Origin of the sequence: Cohaesibacter sp. CAU 1516, from assembly GCF_005771485.1 — a bacterium.
GTDB lineage: Bacteria > Pseudomonadota > Alphaproteobacteria > Rhizobiales > Cohaesibacteraceae > Cohaesibacter > Cohaesibacter intestini.
The window spans coordinates 21,600-45,332 of the sequence record NZ_VANT01000006.1; the positions used below are offsets into that span (position 1 = coordinate 21,600).

Below are 23,733 nucleotides of genomic sequence, written 5' to 3' on the forward strand. Positions count from 1 at the left end.
CTCCCCCACCGGTTTTTCTGCTTTTTGCACTTTGCATCCGACGCCGGGCCAAAATCAAAAGAACCGACCAAACCCTCGGACCCCATCATGCCTTCCATTCACCTCAAAAGAGCCGCAAGCAACCCCAGCGCTGCCCGGCAATTGCCATCCATGCCGTTTGAAGCGGATGGTCTGGCCACGGCCCGCAGCGTCATTCATGGCTGGCAGGGCTACGCGCCAACCGAACTCAAAAGCCTGTCCAATCTGGCAGACGAGCTCAATGTTGGCAGCATCTATTTCAAGGACGAATCCACCCGCTTTGGCCTTGGCAGTTTCAAACCCTTGGGCGGTGCCTATGCCGTCAGCCGCTGTCTGGCACGCACCATCGCCAACAAGACAGGACAGCAGCCGCTCGACTTATTTTCTGATAAGGCAAAGGCCCATGCAGCCGAGATGACGGTGACAGCCGCCACCGACGGCAATCATGGCCGCTCTGTCGCTTGGGGCGCACGGATGTATGGCTGTCGATGCGTGATTTTTGTTTGCGCCTCGGTCAGTGAGCAGCGCAAAAATGCCATCGCCGCCTATGGCGCCGAAATCCGCGAAGTGGATGGCAGTTTTGATGACGCGGTTCGTCTGGCTTCCGTGACAGCACAAAAAGAAGGCTGGCATGTCATTCCAGACACTGCAGACAGTTTGAACGAGGATGCAGCGGCGGCCCCGCGCGACGTCACCCAAGGTTACATGCTGGCCGTTGACGAGGCTTTGGAGCAGCTCAAGGACCAACCACCCATCACGCATCTTTTCTTGCAAGCCGGGGTCGGCGGTCTGGCATCGGCCAGTGCAGCCCGCTTCTGGCAAGCCTATGGCACGGAGCGCCCTGTCACGGTGATTGTCGAGCCGGATCAATGTGCCTGCTGGTTTGAGAGCCTTGTCGCAGGCAAGCCTGTGGCCGTAACAGGCGACATCGATTCCGACATGGCAGGGCTGGCTTGCGGCGAGGTTTCGATGATTGCCTGGCAAATTCTGCAAACCGGTGCCGACCACATGGTCACCATCACCGACGAAGCGGTCCCCATCCTGATGACCTATTTGGCAGAGAAGGGATCCGACGCCCGCCCCATCGTGGCCGGGGAAACCGGCATATCGGGCCTTGCTGGTTTCATCGCCTGTGCGCAGGACAAAGACATGCGAGCCCGCCTTGGCCTTGGGCCAGACAGCCGGATTTTCGTCATCGGCAGTGAAGGCGACACCGATCCGGACAATTACAAGACCATCGTCGGACACTCTGCCGCGGAGATTTTGGCACAATGACACAAGCTGAATTTAGCAATATGCGCATCAACCTTGATCGCCTTCTATCCCGCTTAAAAGCGCTGGGACAGGATGGGGCTCTGGAGGGCGGAGGCGTATGTCGACTGGCGCTCAGCGACACCGACAAGCTCGGCCGGGATCGGGTTTCTGGATGGATGCGTGAACTGGGCCTTGAGGTCTCCATCGACAAGATCGGCAATATGATGGCCCTGTTGCCCGGACAGGAAGATCTACCCCCTGTCGTCATCGGCTCTCATATCGACACGGTCGCAACCGGCGGGCTCTATGATGGCAATCTTGGCGTCTTGGTCGGGCTGGAAGTGATTTCGGTCCTCAGAGACAGCGGCTATGTGCCCCGCCGCCCCATTGTCGTAGCAGCCTTTACCAATGAAGAGGGCTCGCGCTTTGCGCCCGACATGATGGGCAGTGCCGTGGATCGCGGCAGCCTGCCGCTCGACGAAGCCTTGGCGATAGCGGATGCCGAGGGCCTCGTGGTCGGCGATGAATTGGCCCGCATCGGCTATGCAGGCGAGGTCGAACCGGGACATATCAAGCCCCACTGCTTCTTTGAACTGCATGTGGAGCAAGGCCCGGTTCTTGAGGAAGAAGGGCTAGAAATCGGTGCCGTGACCGGTGTGCAAGGCATCAGCTGGACCGAATATACCGTCACCGGCATCTCCAACCATGCGGGTACCACCCCGATGCGTCTGCGCCATGATGCGGGCTTTGCCGCCGCCAGCATATCTGTCGCCGCACGCATTGTCGCGGGCGAGACCGGCGAGGATCAAGTCGCCACCGTCGGCGTCACCGAACTGGACCCCAATCTCGTCAATGTCATCGCCCGCAAGGCACGCTTGACAGTCGACCTGCGCAACATTGACGAAGCCAAACTGCAAGCAGCCGAGAAAAGCCTGACGGACAAAATAGAGACGATCGCAGAGAGCGAAGGCGTGGAGATCACGTCACGCACATTGGCCCGGTTCGAACCGGTCATTTTCGATGACAGCATGGTCAATCTGATCGAAAGCATGGCCAAGGATCAGGGCTATTCCGTCCGGCGCATGGCCTCAGGTGCTGGGCATGACGCGCAGATGTTTGCGCCCGATTGCCCAACGGCGATGATCTTTGTGCCCTCCGTTGGCGGCATCAGCCACAATATCAAAGAATATACGACACCGGATCAATTGCAGGCGGGTGCCAATGTGCTGCTGCAAGCGGTGCTTTCCAAGGCCGAAGAAGAATAGAAGGATCAATTGAATGTCTCGTCCCATCAAGATTGCCGCCGCCCAATTGGGCCCGATCGCCCGAGATGAACCGCGCAGCGCCGTTGTCAAACGCTGTTTGATCCTGATGCATGAAGCCAAGGCGAAAGGCGTTGAACTGATTGTCTTTCCCGAACTGGCCCTGACCACCTTCTTTCCGCGCTGGTATCTGGAAGACCAGACTGAGGTCGATGCCTTTTTCGAGACCGAAATGCCAAGCGCCGAAACCCAGCCGCTGTTTGATGCCGCCAAGGAACTCTCGATGGGATTCTATCTCGGCTATGCAGAGCGTGTGCCGGGAGAAGAAGGCGACCGGCATTTCAACACCACCATTCTGGTGGACCAACAGGGCGAGATTGTCGGAAAATACCGCAAAATCCATTTGCCGGGCCATGAAGAGAATGAACCATGGCGGCCTTTCCAGCATCTGGAAAGACGCTATTTTGAATCGGGCGATATGGGCTTCCAAATCTTTGATGCCTTTGGCGGCAAGGTGGGCATGGCCATTTGCAATGACCGTCGCTGGCCCGAAACCTTCCGTGTGTTGGGGCTGAAAGGCGCAGAAGTCGTGCTGATCGGCTATAATACGCCACGCCACTATCCCCCTGCCCCGGAACATGACCATCTGCAGGATTTTCATAATCATCTGGTGCTTCAGGCAGGAGCCTATCAGAATGGCACCTGGGTGGTGGGCGTCGCCAAGGCGGGCATCGAAGAAGGCTGCGACCTGATCGGCGGATCCTGTATCATCGATCCGACCGGCACGATCGTGGCCAAGGCCGAAGGCGTCGGCGATGAGTTGGTTATTGCCGACTGTGACCTTGATCGCTGCGATGAAATCCGCAAGAAAATTTTTGACTTCCGCCGCTATCGCGAGCCGGACAATTACGCACCCATCACAGCCCCAAAGGAAACCGGGCCGAAACAATAAGGGCAGCAGGATATGACCTTCGTCTTCAAACCAGACATCATCAATGAAGAAGCCCTCAAGCCGGTGCGTGAGGCCTTTCAAAACTACAATATCCGCCTGCCGCTCTTCGCAGAATTGGCAGATCCGGTTCCGGCCTTCTCCGCACTGGCCACTGACATGGCACAGGTAGACCCGGACACGGCAGATCCCCGCAACCTCTTGCGGGTGCACTGGCACAATGATGCAAGCCGCACAGGGCTTGTTGATGTGCCCGAGCATATCGTCCTGCCTTCTGAGCTGACCGGCGTGGAGGCAAAAATCGTTGTGGCCTTGGGCAATCGCTTCCCGATGATCCATGCCCACAAGGTGCTGCCAGCCTATGCCTGCCTCGTCCAGCGACTGGTATCGGGCAATTTCAACCCCTATTCAAACCGGGCTGTCTGGCCATCCACGGGCAACTATTGTCGCGGCGGCGTCGCCATTTCCCGCATTCTTGAATGCCACGGCGTGGCGGTTCTGCCCGAGGGCATGAGCCAGGAGCGCTTCAACTGGCTGGAATCCTGGACCCTTAGCCCCAATGACATTGTCCGCACCCCCGGCACCGAAAGCAACGTCAAGGAAATCTATGACGCCTGCCACACACTCAGCCAACAGCCGGAAAATGTCATCCTCAACCAGTTTGCCGAGTTTGCCAATTACGCGGTCCATCGCGCGGTCACCGGGGCTGCTCTGGCAAAGATCTTTGAAAGCCTGAAGGGCGAAGGCAAGATGAAGCTGGCTGGTTTCGTCTCGGCCTCGGGATCCTCAGGCACCTTGGCAGCAGGCGACCACCTCAAGCAGACCTATGGCACCGACATTGCCGTGGTCGAGGCGCTGGAATGCCCTACCCTACTGCTCAACGGCTATGGCGAGCATAACATTCAGGGCATTGGCGACAAGCATGTCCCACTCATTCACAATGTGATGAATACCGACTATGTCATCGCCCTGTCTGAAGCTGGTCCTGATGCGCTCAATCTGGTCTTCAACCGGCCCGAAGGTCAGGCCTACCTCAAAGACTATCGCGGGCTGGAAACCGATTTGATCGAAACCTTGTCCAATTTCGGCCTCTCCTCGATTGCCAACATTCTGGGGGCCATCAAGCTGGCAAAATATCAGAAGCTCGGGTCTGATGACGTTGTGATCACCTTGGCGACCGATGGCGCGGACATGTATTCCACCGAGCAACCAAAGGCCTTGCAGAAATATTTCGGCAATCGCTTCGACACCATCGTCGCAGCGCAAGCCTTCGGCACCCAGATGCTCGGCGCCTCCACCGACAATATGATGGAACTGTCCCGTCTGGACAAAGAGCGGATCTTCAATCTTGGCTATTATACCTGGGTTGAGCAACAGGGTGTTTCTGTTGCCGACTTCGACAGCCGCCGTGATCAATCCTTCTGGGATCAATTGGTTGATGATCTGCCCCGGTGGGACGCGCTGATCAAGGCCTTCTAGGTTGGTCGCTTTGCCTGAGAACGGCGATGCAAAATTAGATCATGGACCGACATTCTGCATGCCAGCAGCACCTTTCCGGAGACAAGATATGGCATCACGAGTGACGTCGGCATCGGTCATTTTGAAATGGCTATCGAACTTGGTCATTTCCTCCCAAGACACATCCATGTGGTCACAACGCACATCTGTTTTTTCGATGAGACGCGTGTCTTAATGATTTAATTTTGAAGTCGGAATTGGTGCCGCAGGAGAAGAGAGGGGCAACGAAACCGCAGCCCCTCCGACTGTTAGTGGACTTTGCCGGGAAGGCTGAGGTCACCTGATGCAATGTCAAAGACATTCTCGACACAGACATGCGGTGCGTGGAAATTGGCATTGACCCGCAGGGCGGTGGTCACCCCGTCATATTGGGCCTCGTGAAGCGCATGGATGTCCGCATTGGCCAGAACAACATTGACCTCAATAGAAGCACCATCAAAGACGGGCGTAAAACCCGGACTGTCAAGATAGAAGGGAACACCGGGCCAGGTGGCTGGCATGACTGGGCTGGTGCCTTCGGGGACATCCCGCACCGAGAGCGCGCCGGGGCCGCATCTGTCATCGGGGGTCAAAACAACCCAGTGGCTATGCCATTGGCCACCGTCATTGCCCGTATCCCCATCGACATTCTCATCCTGCAATGGTGTATCGTCAAAATCCGGATGGCTGGTTGCAGCCAATGCAAGAATGCCGGTTTTCTCACCAAACCCGACAGCAGAAGGGTCGAGTGTCGTTGGCCAAACATAGGCCCAGATTGCAGCACCGGGAGCGCCGTTGCCGATCGCCGGCGGGGTCGAAGCGCCCGCCTTGCCAGCGGTCGACATCCGGAAAGTCGCAAAACGGCCATTCAGCTTGACCTTGGCGGCAACAATATCGAAATCCGCAACCTTGCTGCTGTCGACTTCGGATCTGATGTCATGGTGATGGCCATCAGCCGCCATTGCAAGTGGACTGGTAGCGGCAAGCAGGCTTGCTGTCAGAATTGTCTTAATCATGATGATCCCCTATTTGATAGCGATTCGCTATTATTAAGATAGCGAGTCACTACATATCGAAAGCGAAAATGAATTGCAATAATAATTTTGACTCGCTATTAATATGCAATGGAGAGCGAACATGATTCATGACCTTATTGATCGTCTGGCCCGCCTTGATGCGGCCGGTGCCTGGGCTGGTGATCTCAACCCGACACAGCGCAGCATCTTGAGTTACCTTGCGCGTGCCAACCGCTTCTCGCGCAGCCCATCTCATGTCGCAGACTATCTCGGCTCGACACGCGGCACGGTTTCCCAATCCCTGAAGTCACTGGCCGAAAAGGGCTATGTTCGCGAGTTGCGGTCTGAGCATGACAGGCGGGCAATCAGCTTTGATGTAACCCCTCGCGGACATGAGACCCTGAGGCAGTCAACCCGCCTGCAACAGGCGGTGACATCGATGGATCAGCGCACGGAGCAAAGCCTACAAAACGGATTGATGACGCTGTTGCGTGAGAGTCTCGCCTTGAGCGAAGGCCGAACATTCGGGTTATGCAAAAGCTGCAAGTATCATGAACCGCGGGAGGCTGGCGGTTATTGCAAGCTGCTGAAGATCGATCTGAAAGAGCAAGAATGCACTCAAATCTGCTTTGAACAGGACTATGGATAATGACACCATTGCTGGAAAGTACAATCGAAGGGCTTTTTCTGGGAGCCGTTCAGACGCTGTGGGACGGCCGTGCGCCCTCTGCCATTGCGAAAGTGCGCGCAACGGGGCGTCGGGAGATCGGCCCAACCGGCTTTATCGACGATGCACAGGCCGACCTTGCAGTTCACGGCGGCGCCGACAAGGCCATCCATCATTATGCGTTTGATCATTATGCAAGCTGGATCGGCGAATCTGCCGTGCCGCCCGAAACGTCAGCGGGTGCCTTCGGTGAGAATATTTCCACTGTCGGGATGACAGAGGACACCCTGTGCATCGGCGACATTTTGCAGTTGGGAACCGCAGTGGTTCAGATCAGTCAGGGCCGCCAGCCATGCTGGAAACTCAACATGCATACGGGAAATCGCCAAATGGCTTTTCTGTTTCAGACGACAGGAAGAACGGGCTGGTATTATCGGGTGCTCGAAACCGGGTCTGCCGGAGTCGGTGACAGCATAACGCTGATCGAACGGCCAGAGCCGAAATGGAGCGTCAAGTTCGTCACCGATGCCCGCTTGAAACGCACAGTGAACAAGGATGATGCCGGACACCTTGCCGAGCTTTCCGTGTTGGCGGACGGTTGGCGCAAGGCCTTTGCAAAGATGGCAACAGGCAACAGACAAGAAGATACCCGCACACGGCTGGAAGGTTAGCGACACGGAGGTTGCGGGACGGATTTCGGGGAAAGAAGGCGCGTGGCACTGCCTGTTTCCCATCAGCGGCAGAGGGTCCATCGCTGATGGGCTGTCTGTCTGGTTCAAGACATCAACGCGCCGTTTGCCACGGTGCGGAGACATAGCGGAAGGCCTGTTGGGTGCGTTCGATATAACCGATACCGGGGAAATCGATATGCATTCCAGCGACGGCCATTCGATCGGTGCTCGCCCGATCAAACATTGCACGGCGCGTCCTTTTGGCCAGTTCAGGGTCCGCATCGAAAACCACTCCCCAATCTGGATAAGCGAACTGCAAGCCAGACAGATGGACGATATCGCCCCAGATCAGAAGACTCTCATTGTTGGAATGCAGAGCAAATCCAGTATGGCCAGGTGTATGACCGGGCAGCGGGATCGACGTAATTCCGGGCACGACGTCAACTTCACCGGTGAAAACCTGTCGCTCACTGGCATAGGGTGCCACTATTTGGCGGGAGATGTCGACATAGGGGCGGAAATTCTCCGGTAGAGCCCGATAAACAGCATCATCATGTGTGAATTCCCACTCGGCTTCTGCTGTCATCAAGGTGGCGTTGGTGAAGGTGCGATTTCCGGCTGCATCGCTCAGCTCGCCAACATGATCAATATGCAGATGCGTAAAGAGCACCACATCGATGGCGTCAGGATCGATTCCTGCTGCTTTGAGGTTACTGGTCAGATTGCCCATCCCTGCGCCTGCCGCCTTTGGTGACCCCGCATCAATCAGAACCAATTGGCGACCGGTATTCACGACATAGCCATTGATCGGCACCGGGATACCAACTGGGCTAAAGGGTTTATAGGCACGACTGGAAGCGCTTCGTGCGAGTGTTTCGTCATATCCATTGATGAAGCCGGTGGGAAGGGTCGTGTAGCCATCCAACAAGGCCGTGACTTCAAAATCACCCACCCAGAACCGATAAAAGCCAGGCACTTGCTGTTTCACAGGCTGAACCGATGCCGCGAACACGGGAGAGGAAAGATGAAGAGCGGGCAGAGACAAAACGGGCGCAGCAATCATTCCGCGAAGCAAGTGTCGTCTCGTCATTTTCATAAGGAAATCCTTATCTCAGTTTGAATTTCTATTGCTTCATTTATATATTCCAAACATCACACAAGCGTAGACCACCATTTCTTTTACCAAACATAAGAATTTCTTATGGATAAGCTCAAATTCTTCGAAAGCTTCATTGCGGCAGTTGAAACCGGCTCCCTGACCGGGGCAGCTCGTCAACAGCAGATCAGCCAACCTGCAATCAGTCAGCAAATTTCGGCGCTGGAGGCAGCCTATGCGACCAAGCTGTTGCACCGCGCAAGAAACGGCGTGAGCTTGACCAATGCCGGCACACTATTCTTTGATCGGGTCAACACAATCCTCAAGGAGCATCGAGAACTGGAAGAAGACCTGTCCCGCTTCTCTGACGGCGTGACTGGTCAGATCAAGGTCACAACCAATGTGGGGATCTCACAGTTCGTGATGCTGGATGTCCTCAATGATTTGCAGGCCAAATATCCAGACCTGAAGATTATTCTCTCGCCGGAAGACAGGGTGGTTGATCTGGTTGCCGAAAAATTTGATCTTGCAGTTCGATCCGGCACAATGGGCAAGGAAAATGTCGTCGGGCGGCGCATCGGCTCATTACGATCCGTTCTGGTTGCCAAGCCCGCATATCTGGATGAACTGATTCGGCCACGAGATCCGAAGGACCTGCAATCCCTGAACTATATACAATATTGCGCTAACGATGACATGCTGTCGATACCACTAAACCATGCTGGCGAAATCACTCATGTTCCAATCAAAAGCAATCTGACCGCGCAGCTTCCTGCATTGGTTTTTCAGGCGCTTGAAAATGGAATGGGTTATGCAAAAGCGCCCTACTTCATGGTTGCCGATGCCATCGAGCAAGGAAAACTGGAATTGGTGTTACCCGACTACAGCCCGCTGACTCAAGATCTGTTTCTGGTCTACCCCCATCATGAGAGCAACACTCTTCGTATGAAAGTGTTCCTGCAAAGCCTCCTTCAAAAGATGATTGCCACCCCCGGAATTCAGATCCCCAAATCCGTGCAACGGGAATTTTCAAACCAGAAGACCTCCATTCATGGGTAATCAGAGGTCAAAACCACCCCTTTCCATTGGCCTTGGTGCTTGGTGAACGCCGCAAGACGTTCCCCGGGATATAAAGCTCTTTGCTGCCATTCGTCCCTCTCGACGCCCTTCATGGCGTTGGCTCCGAAACAACATTTCAGGAAACCTGATATGAACAAGGGTTACAGTCGGCATGAATGGCCAAGAATGTGCCTCGCCGCATGGACGAATTATAAATTCTGATATATATCAAGATAACAAGGGAGGGAGATATCATGCGGCAAGAGAGCAAAAAATTCATGCTGATTACACCCGAAGATGGAACCGACATACTCAAGGGCCTTTCCGCGCCAGCACGCTTGTCTATCCTGACTTTGTTGCACGAGCGCGGTCCTATGAATGTCAATGACATTGCAGAATTTCTGGGATTACCACAATCGTCAGCATCCACCCACATCAACATGCTGGAAAAGACCGGTCTCATTGAGACCGACAACAGAAAGGCGCGCAAAGGCAGTCAGAAAATTTGCCGCGCGGCCTATGATGAAGTGGTGCTGTCATTCAAGGAAGCCAAGCAAACCGACAAAGACCTCATTGAAGTGGCGATGCCCATCGGGCTTTATTCGGGCTGCGACACCAGTGCGCCCTGCGGACTGTGCTCCCTTGAAGGCATCATTGGCTATCTTGATAGCCCCGACACCTTCCATTCTCCCGAACGCATGAAAGCCGGGCTTCTTTGGTTTACACGGGGCTATGTCTCTTATCAGTTTCCCAACAATGCGCGGATCGCAGCCCGCGAAGTCAAGGAACTGGAGCTGCTGGTTGAGCTGTCCTCTGAAGTCCCCGGCACCGCAGAGAACTGGCCGTCCGATATCAATGTGTCAATCAATGATCAAGTAATCGCGGTGTGGACTGCGCCCGGGGATTACGGTGATCAGCGCGGCAAATTCACACCCGAATGGTGGAAGTTGGCTGGCTCGCAATATGGTCATTTGAAGAGCTTTCGCGTGACACCAGATGGCACATTTGTTGATGGCATGCGGATCTCGGATGTCACGCTCAGCGCGCTTGAGCTGGACGACCATCGCTCCATCCGGGTGAAGTTTTCGGTGCCCGATCGCGCAGAATATCCTGGCGGGATCAATATTTTTGGTCGGGGATTCGGCAACTACGATCAGGATATTGTTTTGCGCCTAAAGACTTAAAAATATCAGAAAATCGGATATGAATTTCCCTCAAAAGCTTTGTTGACGCCTTTATGGGTCTCAAGTTACTATCATAAAAACGGAAATATATCACGTTTTATGATATAAATAGGGAGGCGGGCCATGCGTGCAACTGTCACGGCGCATAAGGACTATACTATCTCAAAAATTGATCCGCGCCTATATGGCTCTTTTATCGAGCATCTGGGTCGGGCGGTTTACACGGGGATTTATGAGCCGGGGCATCCAAGCGCAGACGAGAACGGCTTCCGCGAAGATGTCATCGAGCTGATCAAGGAAATCGATGTTCCTGTGGTCCGCTACCCGGGTGGCAATTTCGTTTCAGCCTACAATTGGGAAGACGGCATCGGCCCACGTGAAGATCGCCCTGTGCGGCTGGATCTGGCGTGGCACACCTCCGAGAGCAACCAGATCGGCATTCACGAATTTGCAGATTGGGCCGACAAGGCCAATACGGAAATGATGCTCGCGGTCAATCTTGGCTCCCGTGGTCTGGATGAAGCCCGTGCCTTCCTTGAATATGTCAACCATCCCGGTGGCTCCTATTGGTCGGATCTTCGCAAGAAGAATGGCCGCGATGAGCCATGGAACGTCAAGCTCTGGTGCCTTGGCAACGAAATGGACGGCCCTTGGCAGATTGGTCAGAAGACTGCGGACGAATATGGCCGCACCGCCTTTGAAGCCGCCAAGGCGATGCGCGCATTTGATAAAAATATTGAGCTGGTCGTCTGTGGCTCTTCCTCGCCCAATATGGCGACCTACCCGCAGTGGGAATATACCGTTCTGGATCACACCTATGACAGCGTCGATTACATTTCGCTGCATATGTATTTCACCAATTATGAAAAAGACATAACCAACTATCTCGCCAAATCGGCGCAGCTCGATGCCTATATCGAGACCATTGCAAGCGTCATCAAAGCCATCAAGACCAAGAAGCGCTCCAAAAAGGATGTCTATATCTCTTTTGATGAGTGGAATGTCTGGTATCACTCCAGCGAACAGGACAAGGCGATCCTTGAAGGGCAGGAAGGCTGGCCCCATGCACCGGCACTGCTCGAGGATATTTATGACTTTGCCGATGTGTTGCAGGTGGGCTGCATCCTGAACACCTTCATCCGCCGTTCCGATGTGGTCAAGGTAGGGTGTCTTGCTCAACTGGTCAATGTGATCGCACCAATCATGACGCTCGAAGGTGGCCCGGCATGGCGTCAGACAATCTTCTATCCCTATATGCTGGCGTCACAATATGGCCGTGGCACAGCGCTCAATCTTGCGGTTCAGTGCGAGGGGTATGATACGGATTTCGCCAACAGCGTTCCCTACCTCGATGTTTCCGGGGTGCTTTCACAGGATGGAGCGCTCACCTTCTTTCTCGTCAACCGTCATGAAAGCGAAGCGATTTCTCTCGATCTGTCGCTGCAAGGGTTCGAGCATGGCTCGGTGATCATGGACAAGGAGATGGTTGGGCACGCTCTTGATGCCGTCAATGGCCCGGATGCCGAAACAGTGACATTGGCTGATGGCAGCGGCGCCGCTGTCGCCGATGGCAAGCTGACCGCAAAAGTGGCACCGCTGAGTTACCGAATGATCCGGCTACGATAAGGGCAGCCCGGGCCGCTTTACGGCCTCTCTCCGCTTTTGATGCCCCCTCCCCCTCTTCGAATGCTTCGGAACAAAGAGAGTCTCATGTCTGCCACGATCGACATCACCAACATCTCCAAGGCCTATGGTGCCCTCACTGTCCTCGACAATATCTCGCTACAGATCAAGGCGGGAGAGTTCGTTGTGTTCCTCGGCCCGTCCGGGTGCGGGAAATCGACCCTTCTACGGATGATTGCCGGACTGGAGTCGGTTGACAACGGGTCAATCTCGATCGGCGAAGAACGCATCGACACCTTGCCACCGGGCAAACGCGGGGTGGCGATGGTGTTCCAGACCTATGCGCTTTATCCGCATATGACGGTGGCGCAAAATATGGCGTTCGGGCTTGAAAATATCAAGATTCCCAAGTCCGAAATCGATATCAGGGTGAAAGAGGCTGCAGAGACCCTTGAGATTGCCCATTTGCTGGACCGCAAGCCTGCGAAACTCTCAGGCGGGCAGAGACAGCGCGTTGCCATCGGACGTGCCATCGTCAAGGAACCCAAGGCCTTTCTGTTCGATGAGCCGCTCTCCAATCTAGATGCGGCCCTGCGCAGCCGCACCCGGCTTGAACTGGCCCAGCTGCATCAGCGGCTTGGCTCGACAATGATTTTCGTTACCCACGATCAGGTCGAGGCCATGACACTGGCACACCGGATCGTCGTCATGCACGACAAGAAAATCGAGCAGATTGGGACGCCGATGGAAATCTATCAGCGCCCTGCCACACGGTTTGTTGCCAGTTTCGTCGGGTCTCCCGCAATGTCGATTCTGCCGGTGAAGGGCTACAGCCCCAAGAACAATGTGGTCACACTCGATGTCGAAGGTCTTGGGGCCGTAAAGGCCAGTATGCGCCTGCCTGCCGATTTCAATCTTGATGGAGCCGCGGTCGGTGTGCGCTCTGAAGACACTCATGTGCTGGAAGCGGGACAGACTGGTTATCCGCTGACTGTGACTGTCGTCGAACGGTTGGGAGAGCGCACCCTGCTTTACGGCACGCTGAGCAACGGGCTTGAGCTGATTGTCGAGGATAGCGGTCGCTCGATGGTATCGGCTGGTGAGGTCGTTCAGGTGGGATTGGATGAAACCGCGTTGCATGTCTTTGACGGCACCGGCAAGGCCTATCACACCGAGGAGGAAGCCAATGGCTGAATCCTATCGCAGATCGCACTGGTCGAACGCTTTGTTTGTTCTTCCCTATCTGACGGTCTTCGTGTCGCTGCTGGTCTTTCCACTATGCTGGGGCGTTTGGCTGTCGCTGAACAAGGTGGACCTGTTTGGTGGAGCCCGTTTCATCGGTTTGAAAAACTACGTCCGGGTGTTCAACGATCCGGTCTTCGCTCAGGCGGTCTGGAACACAATTGTCTTTGTGCTGGTTTCTGTACCGACCCTTGTTGCACTTGGGTTATTTCTGGCTTTGGCACTCAACAAGACAAGCCGTGCCTCGTCCTTCATGCGCGGCCTGTTCTTCTCATCTTCCATCCTGTCGGTCACCATCGTGACGCTGATCTGGCGGTTTGTCTTCATTCCCGGTGATGGCCTTCTGGCCATCCTGTTCGACGCGATGGGCTGGCAGCAGATCGGCTTCCTGTCCGCCAAAGGCTGGTCACTATTCTCCGTCGGGGTGGCAACCGTCTGGTGGTGCCTTGGTTTACCGATGATGCTTTTCCTAGCGGCTTTGCAGCAAATCCCGAATGATCTGTATGAGGCAGCAGCCCTTGATAGTGCAAGCCGCTGGCGGACTTTCACCCGCGTTACGTTCCCCTCGATCAAGTCAACCATCATTCTCGTGGCCATCATCCAGATTGTCATGCAGTTCCAGCTCTTCGGGCAGGCTCAGTTGATGACCAATGGCGGCCCGGCAGGCACATCGCGTCCAATCGTGATGTATATTTATGAGACCGGCTTCGTCCGCTGGGATGTGGGCAAGGGTGCAGCGGCGTCAGAGGTGCTGTTCCTCATCATCCTTGTTGCTGCAATGGTCCAATATTGGGTGACCTCGAACAAGGAGGAGGCGTGATCCATGGCTCGCAAGAAACAGGATAGCTACTCGCCCGAAGGGCTGACCGCCAACCGCAAACTGTTCTGGATGGCCTGCGCCTTTGCTGTGGTGATGATCGCGCCGGTGCTCTGGATCCTGGGACTGTCGCTCAAGGACAACACGCTTCTGATGCGCGGCACCGATGCGGTTTTCTCCTCCCCCTACACGCTCGAGAATTATGGCAACCTGTTCCATTCGAGCCTTGTCTTCCGCTGGCTTCTCAATTCCACAATTGTTGCCATCGGGCAGACGCTTGGGGTGTTGACGTTGTCCTCGCTGGCTGGCTATGCCTTTGCACGACTTGAGTTTCCATTTCGCAAGACGCTGTTCGTCATCGTGCTGTTCGGCCTTGCTGTGCCCGAGCAGGCTGTGATCATCGCCCGCCACCAGATGTTCAGCTGGCTCAACATGCACAACAGCTATCTGGGACTGATGCTGCCCGGCATGTCGTCGGCCTTTGGGGTGTTTTTGATGACCCAGTTCTTCCGGGCGATCCCCAAGGAGATTGACGAAGCAGCTTTGCTCGACAACACACCGCGCTTCCGGATTTTCTGGCGCGTACTGTTGCCGCTGACCATTCCTGCACAGGCGACATTGGGGATTTTCACCTTCCTGCTTGCCTGGAACGATTACTGGTGGCCGCTGATTTCAGCGACCAAAAAGGAAATGTTCACGCTGACCATCGGCATTGCGTCAACGCAGACCAACTTCGCTCAAAGCGAGGGGCTTGGTTTCCTTGCGGCGCAGGCGGTCTTTGCCTCGCTGCCTGTGGTGGTCGTCTACATCTTTTTCCAGCGTCACATTGTGACCGCTGTATCGGGAGGCGCCGTCAAATAGGCGGCGAGCCAATTTTGCCGCAGTCGGATATCTGGGAGAGTTTCGGCAGGCTGCATCTAACGGGGGGGACCCCAAACTAGGGAGTGAGAAATGAAACGCATACTTCTGGCAACGGCGTCGGCTGCTTTGATGAGCATGTCATCGCCTGTATGGGCTGATACGACTATCGAGCTTCAGCGCTTCTTCGGTGCGTGTGACGCGGACTATGGCAATGTCACCGACGTGTCCAAGGCTGTTGGCGAATGCGGCATCATCACCGCGCTGGTCAATAAGTTTGAAGCCGAGAATCCGGGCATCGATGTCAATGTCACCACTGTGGAATGGCCCGGCTATGACCAGTTGAACGCACAGCTGGCCTCCAACGCTGCACCGGATGTTGTTTCCATGCACTATTCGGTCATTTCGGACTATTCGTCCCGCGGTCTGTTGATCCCGCTTGATGATGTTCTGACATCGCAAGACCTCAACCCTGCCGACTTTACCGACGCTGGTCTTGGTGGTGTGACCAAGGAAGGCAAAGTCTATGGCCTACCGTTTGATAACTGGACCATGCTGTTCCATGTCAACCTGAACCTGATGAAGGAAGCAGGCCTGGTCAACGCTGACGGCACGCCGGTTCTGCCCAATTCCCCAGATGAACTGTTTGAAATCGGCAAGAAATTCAAGGAAGCCACCGGCAAGCCTTATCTGGTGCAGATCTATGCCAACGAAACGTCGGCCTATTCGCGGATCTTCTACACGCTTCTGCAACAGCAGAAATCGGATTTCTTCTCCGATCCAACAAAGATCAACCTCATGACACCAGAAGCCAAGGCTTCTGCTGAATTCATGAAAAAAATCCATGATGAAGGTCTCAGCACCCTCGATATGGATTATTCGGCAGCGGTATCCGGCTTTTCCAGCGGCAAAGGCGGTATTGCAGTCAACGGCACCTGGTTGATTGGTGACTTCGACGCCCAATCCAAGGAAGAAGGCAATGCACTGTCTGGTGGCTACACGGTTTATCCGGTTCCACAATTCTACGCCGCAAAGGACAGCACCTATGCGGATGGTCATGGCTGGGTGGTACCCCGTGGTGATCGTGACGACGAAAAAATGGAAGCAATCGGCAAGCTGTTCAAATTCCTGAAGGAAAATAACTTCCAGTGGGCACGCACCGGCCACCTTCCGGCGGTCAAGTCGGTGTTTGAAATGGACGAATTCAAATCCCTGCCGCATCGCGACAATATCGCGAAAATTGCCAAAATCGGGCAATCCCTGCCTCAGGAAGTGCTGCGTCAGTTTGCCATTCAGGACATCATTGGCAACGAGCTTGCTGCTGCTGTGAATGGCGATAAAACCGTTGATGAAGCATTGGAATCCGCTCAGGCGCGCGTCAACGATCTGCTCGAGAATATCTGAATTCGAGCTGTTTGATATGGCCAGATGGCAGGCCTGATTTCCAACCTTTCCGGCCTGCCTCCCATCTTCGCACATAGCCTTTGACCGCGCCCACGTCTCTTGCACCTTTGAAACGGTTCAGCAGCAGTGCGCCACCAGACCGTCGGCCGTTTTGCCGCCAGTCATCATGACTGCGAGGAGCGGCCAGTTCATCGGTCAGACTATGCATTCCCCGCCTGAATGGCTGGCAACGGTCAACCGAAAAGGGGCCCAAGGGCGATATACAACAAAGGGCAGCGGCGGGTGCCGCTGCCGATTGCGAAACTTAATTTAGGACTTGGCGCGATACGCATCTGGCATCACAAAAACCTCGTCAGCCCGTCCATAGCCACCATCCTTGACTTCTTCAACAAGGACCATAGTGTTCGGACGAGAGACCTCTCCAAAGAAGCTGACCATGAGTTCGGTTGTCTTGTGGATCAGATCTTCCTTCTGTGCCGAGGAAAGTGCGTCTTGTGGCAATTTGTAGTTTGCAAATGGCATTGGATTTTCCTTTTTTGAGTAAGGGTTAGACGAGACCGCCGTTGGCGCGAAGAGTTTGTCCACTAACCCAGCGGCCATCAGAGCTGGCCAAAAAGGCCACAGCGGCCGCGATGTCTTCCGGCGATCCGAGGCGCCCAAATGGGTTCATATCCTTGATATTCCTGACCAGTGCTTCGGGTTTTCCGGCCAAGAAAAGTTCGGTTTCCACCGGGCCAGGGGCCACCGCATTGACCGTGATGCCGCGCGGGCCAAGTTCCCTCGCCAACACATGGGTCATGGCCTCGACAGCGGCTTTGGTTGCGGCATAGATGCCATATGCGGGCTGGTAGAGGCCAACGACGCTGGAGGACAAGCTGACGATGGCACCGCCCTCCCCCATGCGATTGGCCGCCTCCCGCATCCCCCTGAACACGCCGCCCAAATTGATGGCGCATTGCGCTTCAAAGTCTGTGTCTGTGGCGCTGTTGATCGGACCGAGGCGCATGATGCCGGCATTGTTCACCAGGACACCAACGGTCCCATAGTCTCGCTCTGCGACATCGAACAGAGCCGCCATGCAGGTTGGATCGGCAACATCCCCTTGGACGGCAATGGCTTGACCACCCGCATCTTTGATCCTTTCGGCAATCAGGTTTGCGCCTGCTTCATCACGCGCATAATTGACTAGAATTTTATGACCGTCCTTTGCAAGGCGTAGCGCGATGGCGGCGCCGATCCCCTTGCTCGCACCTGTCACAATTGCGCTTTTGGATGGCTGTTTCATGTCGGTCTCCTTTGTGTTTACACAAGAGATAAACCAACATAGAATCCAGATAATCATGCAAAATTCGGTTATATAATTCGGAAATTACGAACAAATGATGGACCGCCTTGATACGATGCGCCTGTTCGTCCGTGTGCTTGAGCGCGGAAGCTTCACAAAAGCAGCGACTGATCTGGGCATTCCCCGCTCAACAGCAAGCGAAGCCATCCAAAGGCTGGAGCGCGATTTGGAAAGTCGCCTGCTCGAACGCACCACGAGACACATCGCGGCAACCCCCGATGGTGCGGCCTACTACCAACGCTGTCTGACGATTTTGGCGGATCTGGAGGAAGCAGAAGGGGCGTTGCGAGGCCATCAACCTTCCGGCCTTTTGCGCATAGATGCCCCCGGCACACTGACACGGGCCTTTCTGTTGCCACAGCTGTCGACCTTTCTCACCCGATATCCCAAAATCTCGCTGCAACTTGGCCAGACGGAGCGACTGGTCGATCTGGTGCGTGAAGGCGTGGATTGTGTCATCCGCGCCGGAGAGCCGGAGGACAGCTCCATGGTGATGCGAAGGCTTGCCAGCATTCCGGAGATCACCTGCGCCAGTCCCGCCTATCTTGAAACGTTCGGCACACCAAAATCCGTCGAAGATCTCGAAGGTCATCGAATGGTTGGTTTTTTATCGTCACGCACCGGCGCGGTTATGCCGCTTGAATTCAAGGTCGGGAGGCAGTTTGAAGAAATCCCCTTGCCTGCAACGGTGACGACCAATGACGCTGACACCGTGCACCACTTGGCACGAGAGGGATTTGGCCTCGCGCAAGCGCCAAAATATCGCTTTCTGGAAGATCTTGACTCTGGGCGTTTGGTGGAAGTCTTGGCCAAGGCACCACCCCCGCCCTTATCTCTTGCAGCCTACTATCCACAAAATCGACAGCTTTCCCCCAGAGTGCGGGTATTTCTGGATTGGGTGATCGACATATTTGAAGACGCCGCCCTTTGAACGCCAACCGTTATTTCCAATTGGGCCTCTATCCGAGCTTCAGGGTCAGAGCATCTTTGATAGTTTGCCAATCCGCAGTTTGAATCCATTCACGCCTGCAGCAAGGCTTTTGAGGCGTTCGCAACGAGACAAAAAGAAACCCGGATGAGCCAAAGCCTGTCTTGGGAGAGCTTGGGCACATCCGGGCATTCGAGCAGATAGTTGGATCAGGTTGGCCAGACCTGTTGAAGTTTTTCGCCAGACAGGATGCGGTCGCGAGCGGCGGCTTCCTCTTTACCAAGGGCATCGGCCTGATCAGCGACGGCTTTCACATGGGCTTTGGGAATGACGACGACGCCGTCAATATCCCCAAAAATAACATCGCCGGGGGCAACCGTTGCCTTGCCGATCTTGACGGGAACCTGGCTTTCGACCGGCTCCTTCTTGCCCGTCACGCCAATCGGGCTGGGGGCGGTGCCGAACAACGGATAGCCAAGGCTGCGCACCTGCGCCAGATCGCGGACGGTGCCATTGACAATCGTCGCAGCCGCGCCGGCGGTTTTGGCACCCGTGCTCATCAATTCGCCAGAACAGGACCCCGGCGCACAGGAGGCTTCGCAGACAAGGATGCCGCCTTGCGGCACATTGTCGATGGCATTGTGATAAACGTCTTGCGGTTCGCCTTTGCGATCACTTGGGGCAAATTGCACGGTGACGGCCGGACCGCACACCACATCGCCAGGTGCCAGAGCACCGAGCAGGGAAATGCCTTCCAGACATCCCCAAAGTCCGAGGGCTTCCATGCTGTCATGGATGTCACCCGAATACCATTTCTTCAGACGCTCAATGGCCTCCCAATCGGTGTCTGAATAATCGAAATCAGCCATCTTGATCCTCTTTCTTGGCTTGCTTCATGTTCGATTTTTCAATGGCTTGACGTAGATAATTAGCACTGGTGTCGATTTGCGTCCGTACCCGCAAGACTGCAGCGGCGGTCTCCCGGTTGCGAATGCTCTCAAAAATCTCGGCATGCTCTTGATAAGCGGTGCTGAGGGATTTGATCGGCACGCGGCTCGTCACGTGAATGACATCATTGATCAAGCCCGAAAAATTGTCGTAGATCCGCATCAGGATCTGGTTTTCTGTCGCGTGGACCAGCGCCAGGTGAAAGGCCACATCGGCATCGACAAAGGCCGGAAAGTCCTCATCGTCACGCGCGGTCTTCATGGCTTTGAGTGCATCTTCGACCTTCGAGAAATCCGGCTTTTCCATGCCATTCAGGATTTCCAGCGTCTCGGATTCGATCATCCGGCGCACCGCCATCAATTGCAGCAGATAGTTGGAGTCGGAATAGAATTGCTGCCGGACGGAAACCGCCAGCGTTTCCAGATAATTGTTCACATCATCGCGCACGATCTCGGTGCGTTCGCCATGACGGCGCTGCACCAGACCCTTGACTTCAAGCTCCTGAACCGCTTCGCGGACAGCTCTGGTGGAGACGCCAAATTCCTTTGCAATGGCACTTTCCGATTCAAGTCTGTCACCGATCTTCAACTCACCGTTCAAGATCCGGCTTTCCAAAACCGAAGAGACCACGGAATGCAATCGACCACGCTTGAGTTGGGTCTGAACCATTTCCTGTGTTTGCGATGTGCCAGCCATTGTTTGTTTCATTCCCGTCATATGGTTTCGGTTGACAATACTCATGACATAAGTCATAAGTCAAGAGTATTTCATGCCTGCCGCCCTGTCACTGCGGCAAGCATAGGAGGATCATTCAGGGAGGTTACTTAGATGAGCCCACAATTCAAGCGGATCATGTCCACATCCGTCGCTGCTATCGCTCTTTGCACTCTGGCTGGCGCTGCGTCCGCAGCTTGGCCTGAGCGTGCGGTCACGATCATCGTGCCTTGGTCGGCCGGTGGTGGCACCGACGCTACGGCCCGCATGGTTGCAGCCAATCTGCAAGAGCATTTCGGCCAACCTTTCAACGTCGTCAACCGCACTGGCGGCGGTGGCCTTGTCGGCCATGCCGCACTCGCCAACGCCAAGCCTGATGGCTACACACTGGGTGTGATCACCATTGAAAGCACCATGTATGAAAGCCAGGGGCTGCCAGGCGTAACCCCAAGTGATTATGACTATATCGGTCGCTACAATGCTGACGCAATTGGCATCAACATCTCCACCAAGGCTGATTTCGGCACGGCTGAAGAGCTGATTGCAGCGGTCAAGGCAACACCGGGCAAAATCAAGGCGTCTGGCGCAAACCGCGGTGGCCTGTCCCATCTGGCATGGGCTGGCCTGCTGAATACTTTGGGCATCAGCCCCGACGCCAGCACCTGGGTCGCCTCAGCCGGTTCGGCTCCTGCCATGCAGCAGATCGCAGCTGGTGCCATTGACGTGGTCTCCACCTCCCCGGCAGAAGCTCGCTCGCTGGTCGAAGCAGGTGAAGTGAAGACCGTGGCACTGATTTCCGGTGAACGCAGTGAACTGTTCCCGGACATTCCGACCACGGATGAAATCTTCGGCATCAAATGGTCGCCGATGCCATTCCGTGGACTGGCTGCACCTGATGGCATTCCCGCAGACGTCATCAAGGAGCTATCCGTAGCGCTCAAAGACATCACCGAGAATGCCGAATTCAAGGACTTCATGAAGTCGCGCGGTTTCTCCGTCGCCTATCAGGATGCAGAAGGCTTCAAGGCAACCGTTACGGCTGCTCACAAGGGCCTTGCTGAAACCATGAAAGCTGTCGGCCTGGCCAAATAGGCCGCTGTGGAGACTGACACATGAGAATGAGTGACCGGGTCATTGGACCCGCATTGCTGCTCTTCGGAGTGGTGGTGATCTGGGGAGCCTATGGGCTCCCCTCTGTCCCCGGTGTGCGTTTTGGCGCAGACCTCATGCCGACCCTGATCGGAGCCTGTCTGATCGGGCTTGGCCTCGCCATCACCATCGGCAGCGTTTGGTCGCCGCAAAAAGGTTTGATCGACCTGTCCGAGTGGCAAGTGCCAGCACGCCACAAGCTTGCAGCCTTGTGGAGCATGATAGGACTCGTGATTGGTGGCCTTTTGTTCGAAGAGATCGGCTTTCCTCTGCTTGGCGTCATCTACATGTCTGTGCTGATGACCCTGATGGGAACACGGCCGAAAACCACCGCAATCGTCTCGATTCTGGTTGTAGCAGCGCTTTATCTTGGCTTCTCCAAGGGCCTTCTTGTACCGCTGCCAGCCGGTCTGCTGGGAGGGCTTTTGCCATGAGTTTCGATATTCTCGCTTCCGCTCTGGGCATTGTTCTGCAGCCTGCAGTCCTGCTGTCCATCACCTTGGGGGCGATCTATGGCCTTTTCATTGGTGCGCTGCCGGGCCTGACGGCGACCATGTCCACCGCTTTGTTGGTGCCCATCACCTTTTACATGGATCCGCTGCCGGCCATTTCGCTGATTGTCTCAAGCACTGCCATGGCGATATCTGCCGGTGACATTCCCGGCACGCTGCTGCGCATTCCGGGCACACCGGCTTCGGCGGCCTATACCGATGAATCTTATCAAATGACATTGAAGGGCAAGGCCAGTCAGGCTTTGTCTCTGGGATTCTTCTTCTCTGCCATGGGCGGTTTGATCGGTGCGACGGTGCTGTTGCTGATCGGGCCGATGCTGGCGCGGATCTCGCTGAATTTCTCAAGCTTTGAATTTTTCTGGCTGGCTGTGCTGGGGCTTCTGACCTGTGCACTGGTTAGCGGCAGCAACATCACCCGCGGCTTCGTCTCGCTGATGTTCGGCCTTCTCATCGCAACGGTCGGTCTGGATGTGACCACCGGCGCCCCACGTTTCACCTTTGGCCAGATCGAACTGATGGGAGGCGTCTCCTTCATTCCGGTAATGATCGGCATGTTTGCTTTTTCCGAGATTTTGCGCGGCTTCACCACCAGCAAAACCGGGGCTCAGAAAATGCCGGAACTGGGACGCATTGTCCCCTTCAAGGGCATCGGACAATTGTTGCGCAAATATCCCTTCTCGGCCCTGCGCGGGGCGGCCCTTGGCACATCTGTAGGCGCATTGCCCGGAGTGGGTGGCGATCTGGCTGCCTGGATTGCCTATGGCATGAGCCGTCGCTTCTCCAAGACGCCGGAGAAATTCGGCACCGGCCATCCTGAGGGTCTGATCGAGGCGACTTCCTCCAACAATGCAGGCCTGTCAAGCGCCTGGATCCCTGCTCTGGTGTTCGGCATTCCCGGTGATGCAGTAACCGCCATCGCGGTTGGCGTGCTGTTCATGAAGGGGGTTGCTCCCGGGCCTCGGCTGTTTGTCGAGAATCCGACCATGCCGACCGCCATCATCATGACCTTCTTTGTTGCCAACCTGTTGCTCTTCCCGCTCGGCTACGTTGCCATCAAGGTGGCGCGTCATGTTCTGAGCATTCCGCGCTCGGTGATCGTCCCGATCATCCTGATCTGCTGTTTTCTCGGCTCCTATGCCGTCAACAACACCCTGTTCGGTGTCTGGATCATGCTGATTGCCGGGATCGTCGGTTATCTCATGGAACGCAACGGCTTTCCCATTGCTCCGGTCATTTTGGGGCTGGTTCTGGGCCCGGTTCTGGAGCGCAACTTCATTATGTCGATGCAGATTGCCAATGGTGATCTGATGGGCTTTTTCGAACGCCCCATTGCCTGCGGGCTCGGCATCCTGATTTGCGGGATTTTCTCCCTGGCAGTGCTTAATGGTGCGCGACGCTGGATGACCGGTGAAACCGCCAAAAGACGGCAGAAATTGCTGACCGAGGCCGAACAGGTGGCACGGACACAGAATGGTGACGCCTGACGTCACAACAGATTGATACGCATGACTGCAAAGCTC

23 protein-coding genes are annotated in these 23,733 nt (G+C 55.4%); 17 read left to right on the forward strand and 6 right to left on the reverse strand.

Translation table 11 applies throughout. The annotated features are described in order from the left end of the window. The first annotated feature begins 87 nt into the window (after nt 1-87). Genes FDK21_RS15025 through FDK21_RS15040 form a run of 4 tightly spaced genes read left to right on the forward strand, consistent with a single transcriptional unit; the run spans nt 88 to nt 4,962 of the window. The gene (locus tag FDK21_RS15025; protein WP_138149521.1) at nt 88-1,293 is read left to right on the forward strand and encodes a diaminopropionate ammonia-lyase; all 1,206 of its coding nucleotides are present in this window, start codon (nt 88-90) and stop codon (nt 1,291-1,293) included. Then, a complete protein-coding gene (locus FDK21_RS15030; RefSeq protein ID WP_138149523.1) occupies nt 1,290-2,537 on the forward strand; it encodes a Zn-dependent hydrolase in 1,248 nt (415 codons plus the stop codon). Before FDK21_RS15025 ends, FDK21_RS15030 begins: the two co-directional genes overlap by 4 nt. A 13-nt stretch (nt 2,538-2,550) precedes the next feature. Beyond that, nucleotides 2,551-3,486: an N-carbamoyl-D-amino-acid hydrolase gene (locus FDK21_RS15035; protein WP_138149525.1), complete on the forward strand. Its 936-nt coding sequence runs from the start codon at nt 2,551-2,553 to the stop codon at nt 3,484-3,486. Nucleotides 3,487-3,498: 12 nt separating this feature from the next. After that, a complete protein-coding gene (locus tag FDK21_RS15040; RefSeq protein WP_138149527.1) occupies nt 3,499-4,962 on the forward strand; it encodes a pyridoxal-phosphate dependent enzyme in 1,464 nt (487 codons plus the stop codon). Between the two features lie 287 nt (nt 4,963-5,249). Here FDK21_RS15040 and FDK21_RS15045 read toward each other — a convergent pair whose 3' ends face one another. Next, a complete protein-coding gene (locus FDK21_RS15045) occupies nt 5,250-5,996 on the reverse strand; it encodes a hypothetical protein (protein ID WP_138149529.1) in 747 nt (248 codons plus the stop codon). A gap of 121 nt (nt 5,997-6,117) precedes the next feature. Here FDK21_RS15045 and FDK21_RS15050 point away from each other — a divergent pair, with 121 nt between their 5' ends. Together FDK21_RS15050 and FDK21_RS15055 are read left to right on the forward strand one after the other, a co-directional pair. Further along, nucleotides 6,118-6,645, forward strand: a complete 528-nt coding sequence (locus FDK21_RS15050) for a MarR family transcriptional regulator (protein WP_138149531.1) — start codon at nt 6,118-6,120, stop codon at nt 6,643-6,645. Continuing rightward, on the forward strand, nt 6,645-7,334 hold the full coding sequence (locus FDK21_RS15055; RefSeq protein ID WP_138149533.1) for an MOSC domain-containing protein: 690 nt from the start codon (nt 6,645-6,647) through the stop codon (nt 7,332-7,334). The genes FDK21_RS15050 and FDK21_RS15055 overlap by 1 nt, the downstream gene beginning before the upstream one ends. A gap of 112 nt (nt 7,335-7,446) precedes the next feature. Here the strand turns inward: FDK21_RS15055 and FDK21_RS15060 are convergent, their stop codons facing one another. Continuing rightward, entirely contained in the window at nt 7,447-8,310 is an 864-nt protein-coding gene (locus FDK21_RS15060) for an MBL fold metallo-hydrolase (RefSeq protein WP_210238803.1), read from the reverse strand. A gap of 225 nt (nt 8,311-8,535) precedes the next feature. Here FDK21_RS15060 and FDK21_RS15065 point away from each other — a divergent pair, with 225 nt between their 5' ends. The 7 genes from FDK21_RS15065 (at nt 8,536) to FDK21_RS15095 (ending at nt 16,617) form a co-directional block, all read left to right on the forward strand. Further along, a complete protein-coding gene (locus FDK21_RS15065) occupies nt 8,536-9,489 on the forward strand; it encodes a LysR family transcriptional regulator (protein ID WP_138149537.1) in 954 nt (317 codons plus the stop codon). Between the two features lie 254 nt (nt 9,490-9,743). Beyond that, nucleotides 9,744-10,673, forward strand: a complete 930-nt coding sequence (locus FDK21_RS15070) for a metalloregulator ArsR/SmtB family transcription factor (RefSeq protein WP_138149539.1) — start codon at nt 9,744-9,746, stop codon at nt 10,671-10,673. A 123-nt stretch (nt 10,674-10,796) separates the two neighbouring features. Then, complete coding sequence (locus FDK21_RS15075) at nt 10,797-12,299, forward strand: alpha-N-arabinofuranosidase (RefSeq protein WP_138149541.1); 1,503 nt, start codon at nt 10,797-10,799, stop codon at nt 12,297-12,299. A gap of 84 nt (nt 12,300-12,383) precedes the next feature. Beyond that, nucleotides 12,384-13,490, forward strand: a complete 1,107-nt coding sequence (gene ugpC, locus FDK21_RS15080) for a sn-glycerol-3-phosphate ABC transporter ATP-binding protein UgpC (RefSeq protein WP_138149543.1) — start codon at nt 12,384-12,386, stop codon at nt 13,488-13,490. Beyond that, entirely contained in the window at nt 13,483-14,358 is an 876-nt protein-coding gene (locus tag FDK21_RS15085) for a sugar ABC transporter permease (RefSeq protein WP_138149545.1), read from the forward strand. Before ugpC ends, FDK21_RS15085 begins: the two co-directional genes overlap by 8 nt. Nucleotides 14,359-14,427: 69 nt before the next feature. After that, the gene (locus FDK21_RS15090) at nt 14,428-15,216 is read left to right on the forward strand and encodes a carbohydrate ABC transporter permease (RefSeq protein WP_138149839.1); all 789 of its coding nucleotides are present in this window, start codon (nt 14,428-14,430) and stop codon (nt 15,214-15,216) included. 90 nt (nt 15,217-15,306) lie between these two features. Next, nucleotides 15,307-16,617, forward strand: coding sequence for an extracellular solute-binding protein (locus FDK21_RS15095; RefSeq protein WP_138149547.1), 1,311 nt, complete (start codon nt 15,307-15,309; stop codon nt 16,615-16,617). Between the two features lie 309 nt (nt 16,618-16,926). Here the strand turns inward: FDK21_RS15095 and FDK21_RS15100 are convergent, their stop codons facing one another. Further along, entirely contained in the window at nt 16,927-17,139 is a 213-nt protein-coding gene (locus tag FDK21_RS15100) for a 4-oxalocrotonate tautomerase family protein (protein WP_114010921.1), read from the reverse strand. Between the two features lie 25 nt (nt 17,140-17,164). Beyond that, nucleotides 17,165-17,902 carry an SDR family oxidoreductase gene (locus tag FDK21_RS15105; RefSeq protein ID WP_138149549.1) on the reverse strand — a complete coding sequence of 246 codons (738 nt, stop codon included), beginning with the start codon at nt 17,900-17,902 and terminating at the stop codon, nt 17,165-17,167. Nucleotides 17,903-17,999: 97 nt separating this feature from the next. On the opposite strand from FDK21_RS15105, the gene FDK21_RS15110 reads away from it, so the two are divergent. Continuing rightward, nucleotides 18,000-18,893, forward strand: a complete 894-nt coding sequence (locus FDK21_RS15110; RefSeq protein WP_138149841.1) for a LysR family transcriptional regulator — start codon at nt 18,000-18,002, stop codon at nt 18,891-18,893. A gap of 206 nt (nt 18,894-19,099) precedes the next feature. On the opposite strand, the gene FDK21_RS15115 is transcribed toward FDK21_RS15110, so the two are convergent. Continuing rightward, entirely contained in the window at nt 19,100-19,759 is a 660-nt protein-coding gene (locus FDK21_RS15115) for an RraA family protein (RefSeq protein ID WP_114010923.1), read from the reverse strand. After that, nucleotides 19,752-20,534, reverse strand: a complete 783-nt coding sequence (locus tag FDK21_RS15120; RefSeq protein ID WP_171022112.1) for an FCD domain-containing protein — start codon at nt 20,532-20,534, stop codon at nt 19,752-19,754. The genes FDK21_RS15115 and FDK21_RS15120 overlap by 8 nt, the downstream gene beginning before the upstream one ends. Nucleotides 20,535-20,666: 132 nt before the next feature. On the opposite strand from FDK21_RS15120, the gene FDK21_RS15125 reads away from it, so the two are divergent. From FDK21_RS15125 to FDK21_RS15135, 3 genes are read left to right on the forward strand one after another with little or no spacing between them, the layout of a single operon-like run. Next, complete coding sequence (locus FDK21_RS15125) at nt 20,667-21,644, forward strand: tripartite tricarboxylate transporter substrate binding protein (protein WP_246657591.1); 978 nt, start codon at nt 20,667-20,669, stop codon at nt 21,642-21,644. A gap of 20 nt (nt 21,645-21,664) precedes the next feature. Then, complete coding sequence (locus FDK21_RS15130; RefSeq protein WP_114010925.1) at nt 21,665-22,135, forward strand: tripartite tricarboxylate transporter TctB family protein; 471 nt, start codon at nt 21,665-21,667, stop codon at nt 22,133-22,135. Continuing rightward, nucleotides 22,132-23,697 carry a tripartite tricarboxylate transporter permease gene (locus FDK21_RS15135; RefSeq protein ID WP_138149551.1) on the forward strand — a complete coding sequence of 522 codons (1,566 nt, stop codon included), beginning with the start codon at nt 22,132-22,134 and terminating at the stop codon, nt 23,695-23,697. Before FDK21_RS15130 ends, FDK21_RS15135 begins: the two co-directional genes overlap by 4 nt. Nucleotides 23,698-23,733: the final 36 nt, after the last annotated feature.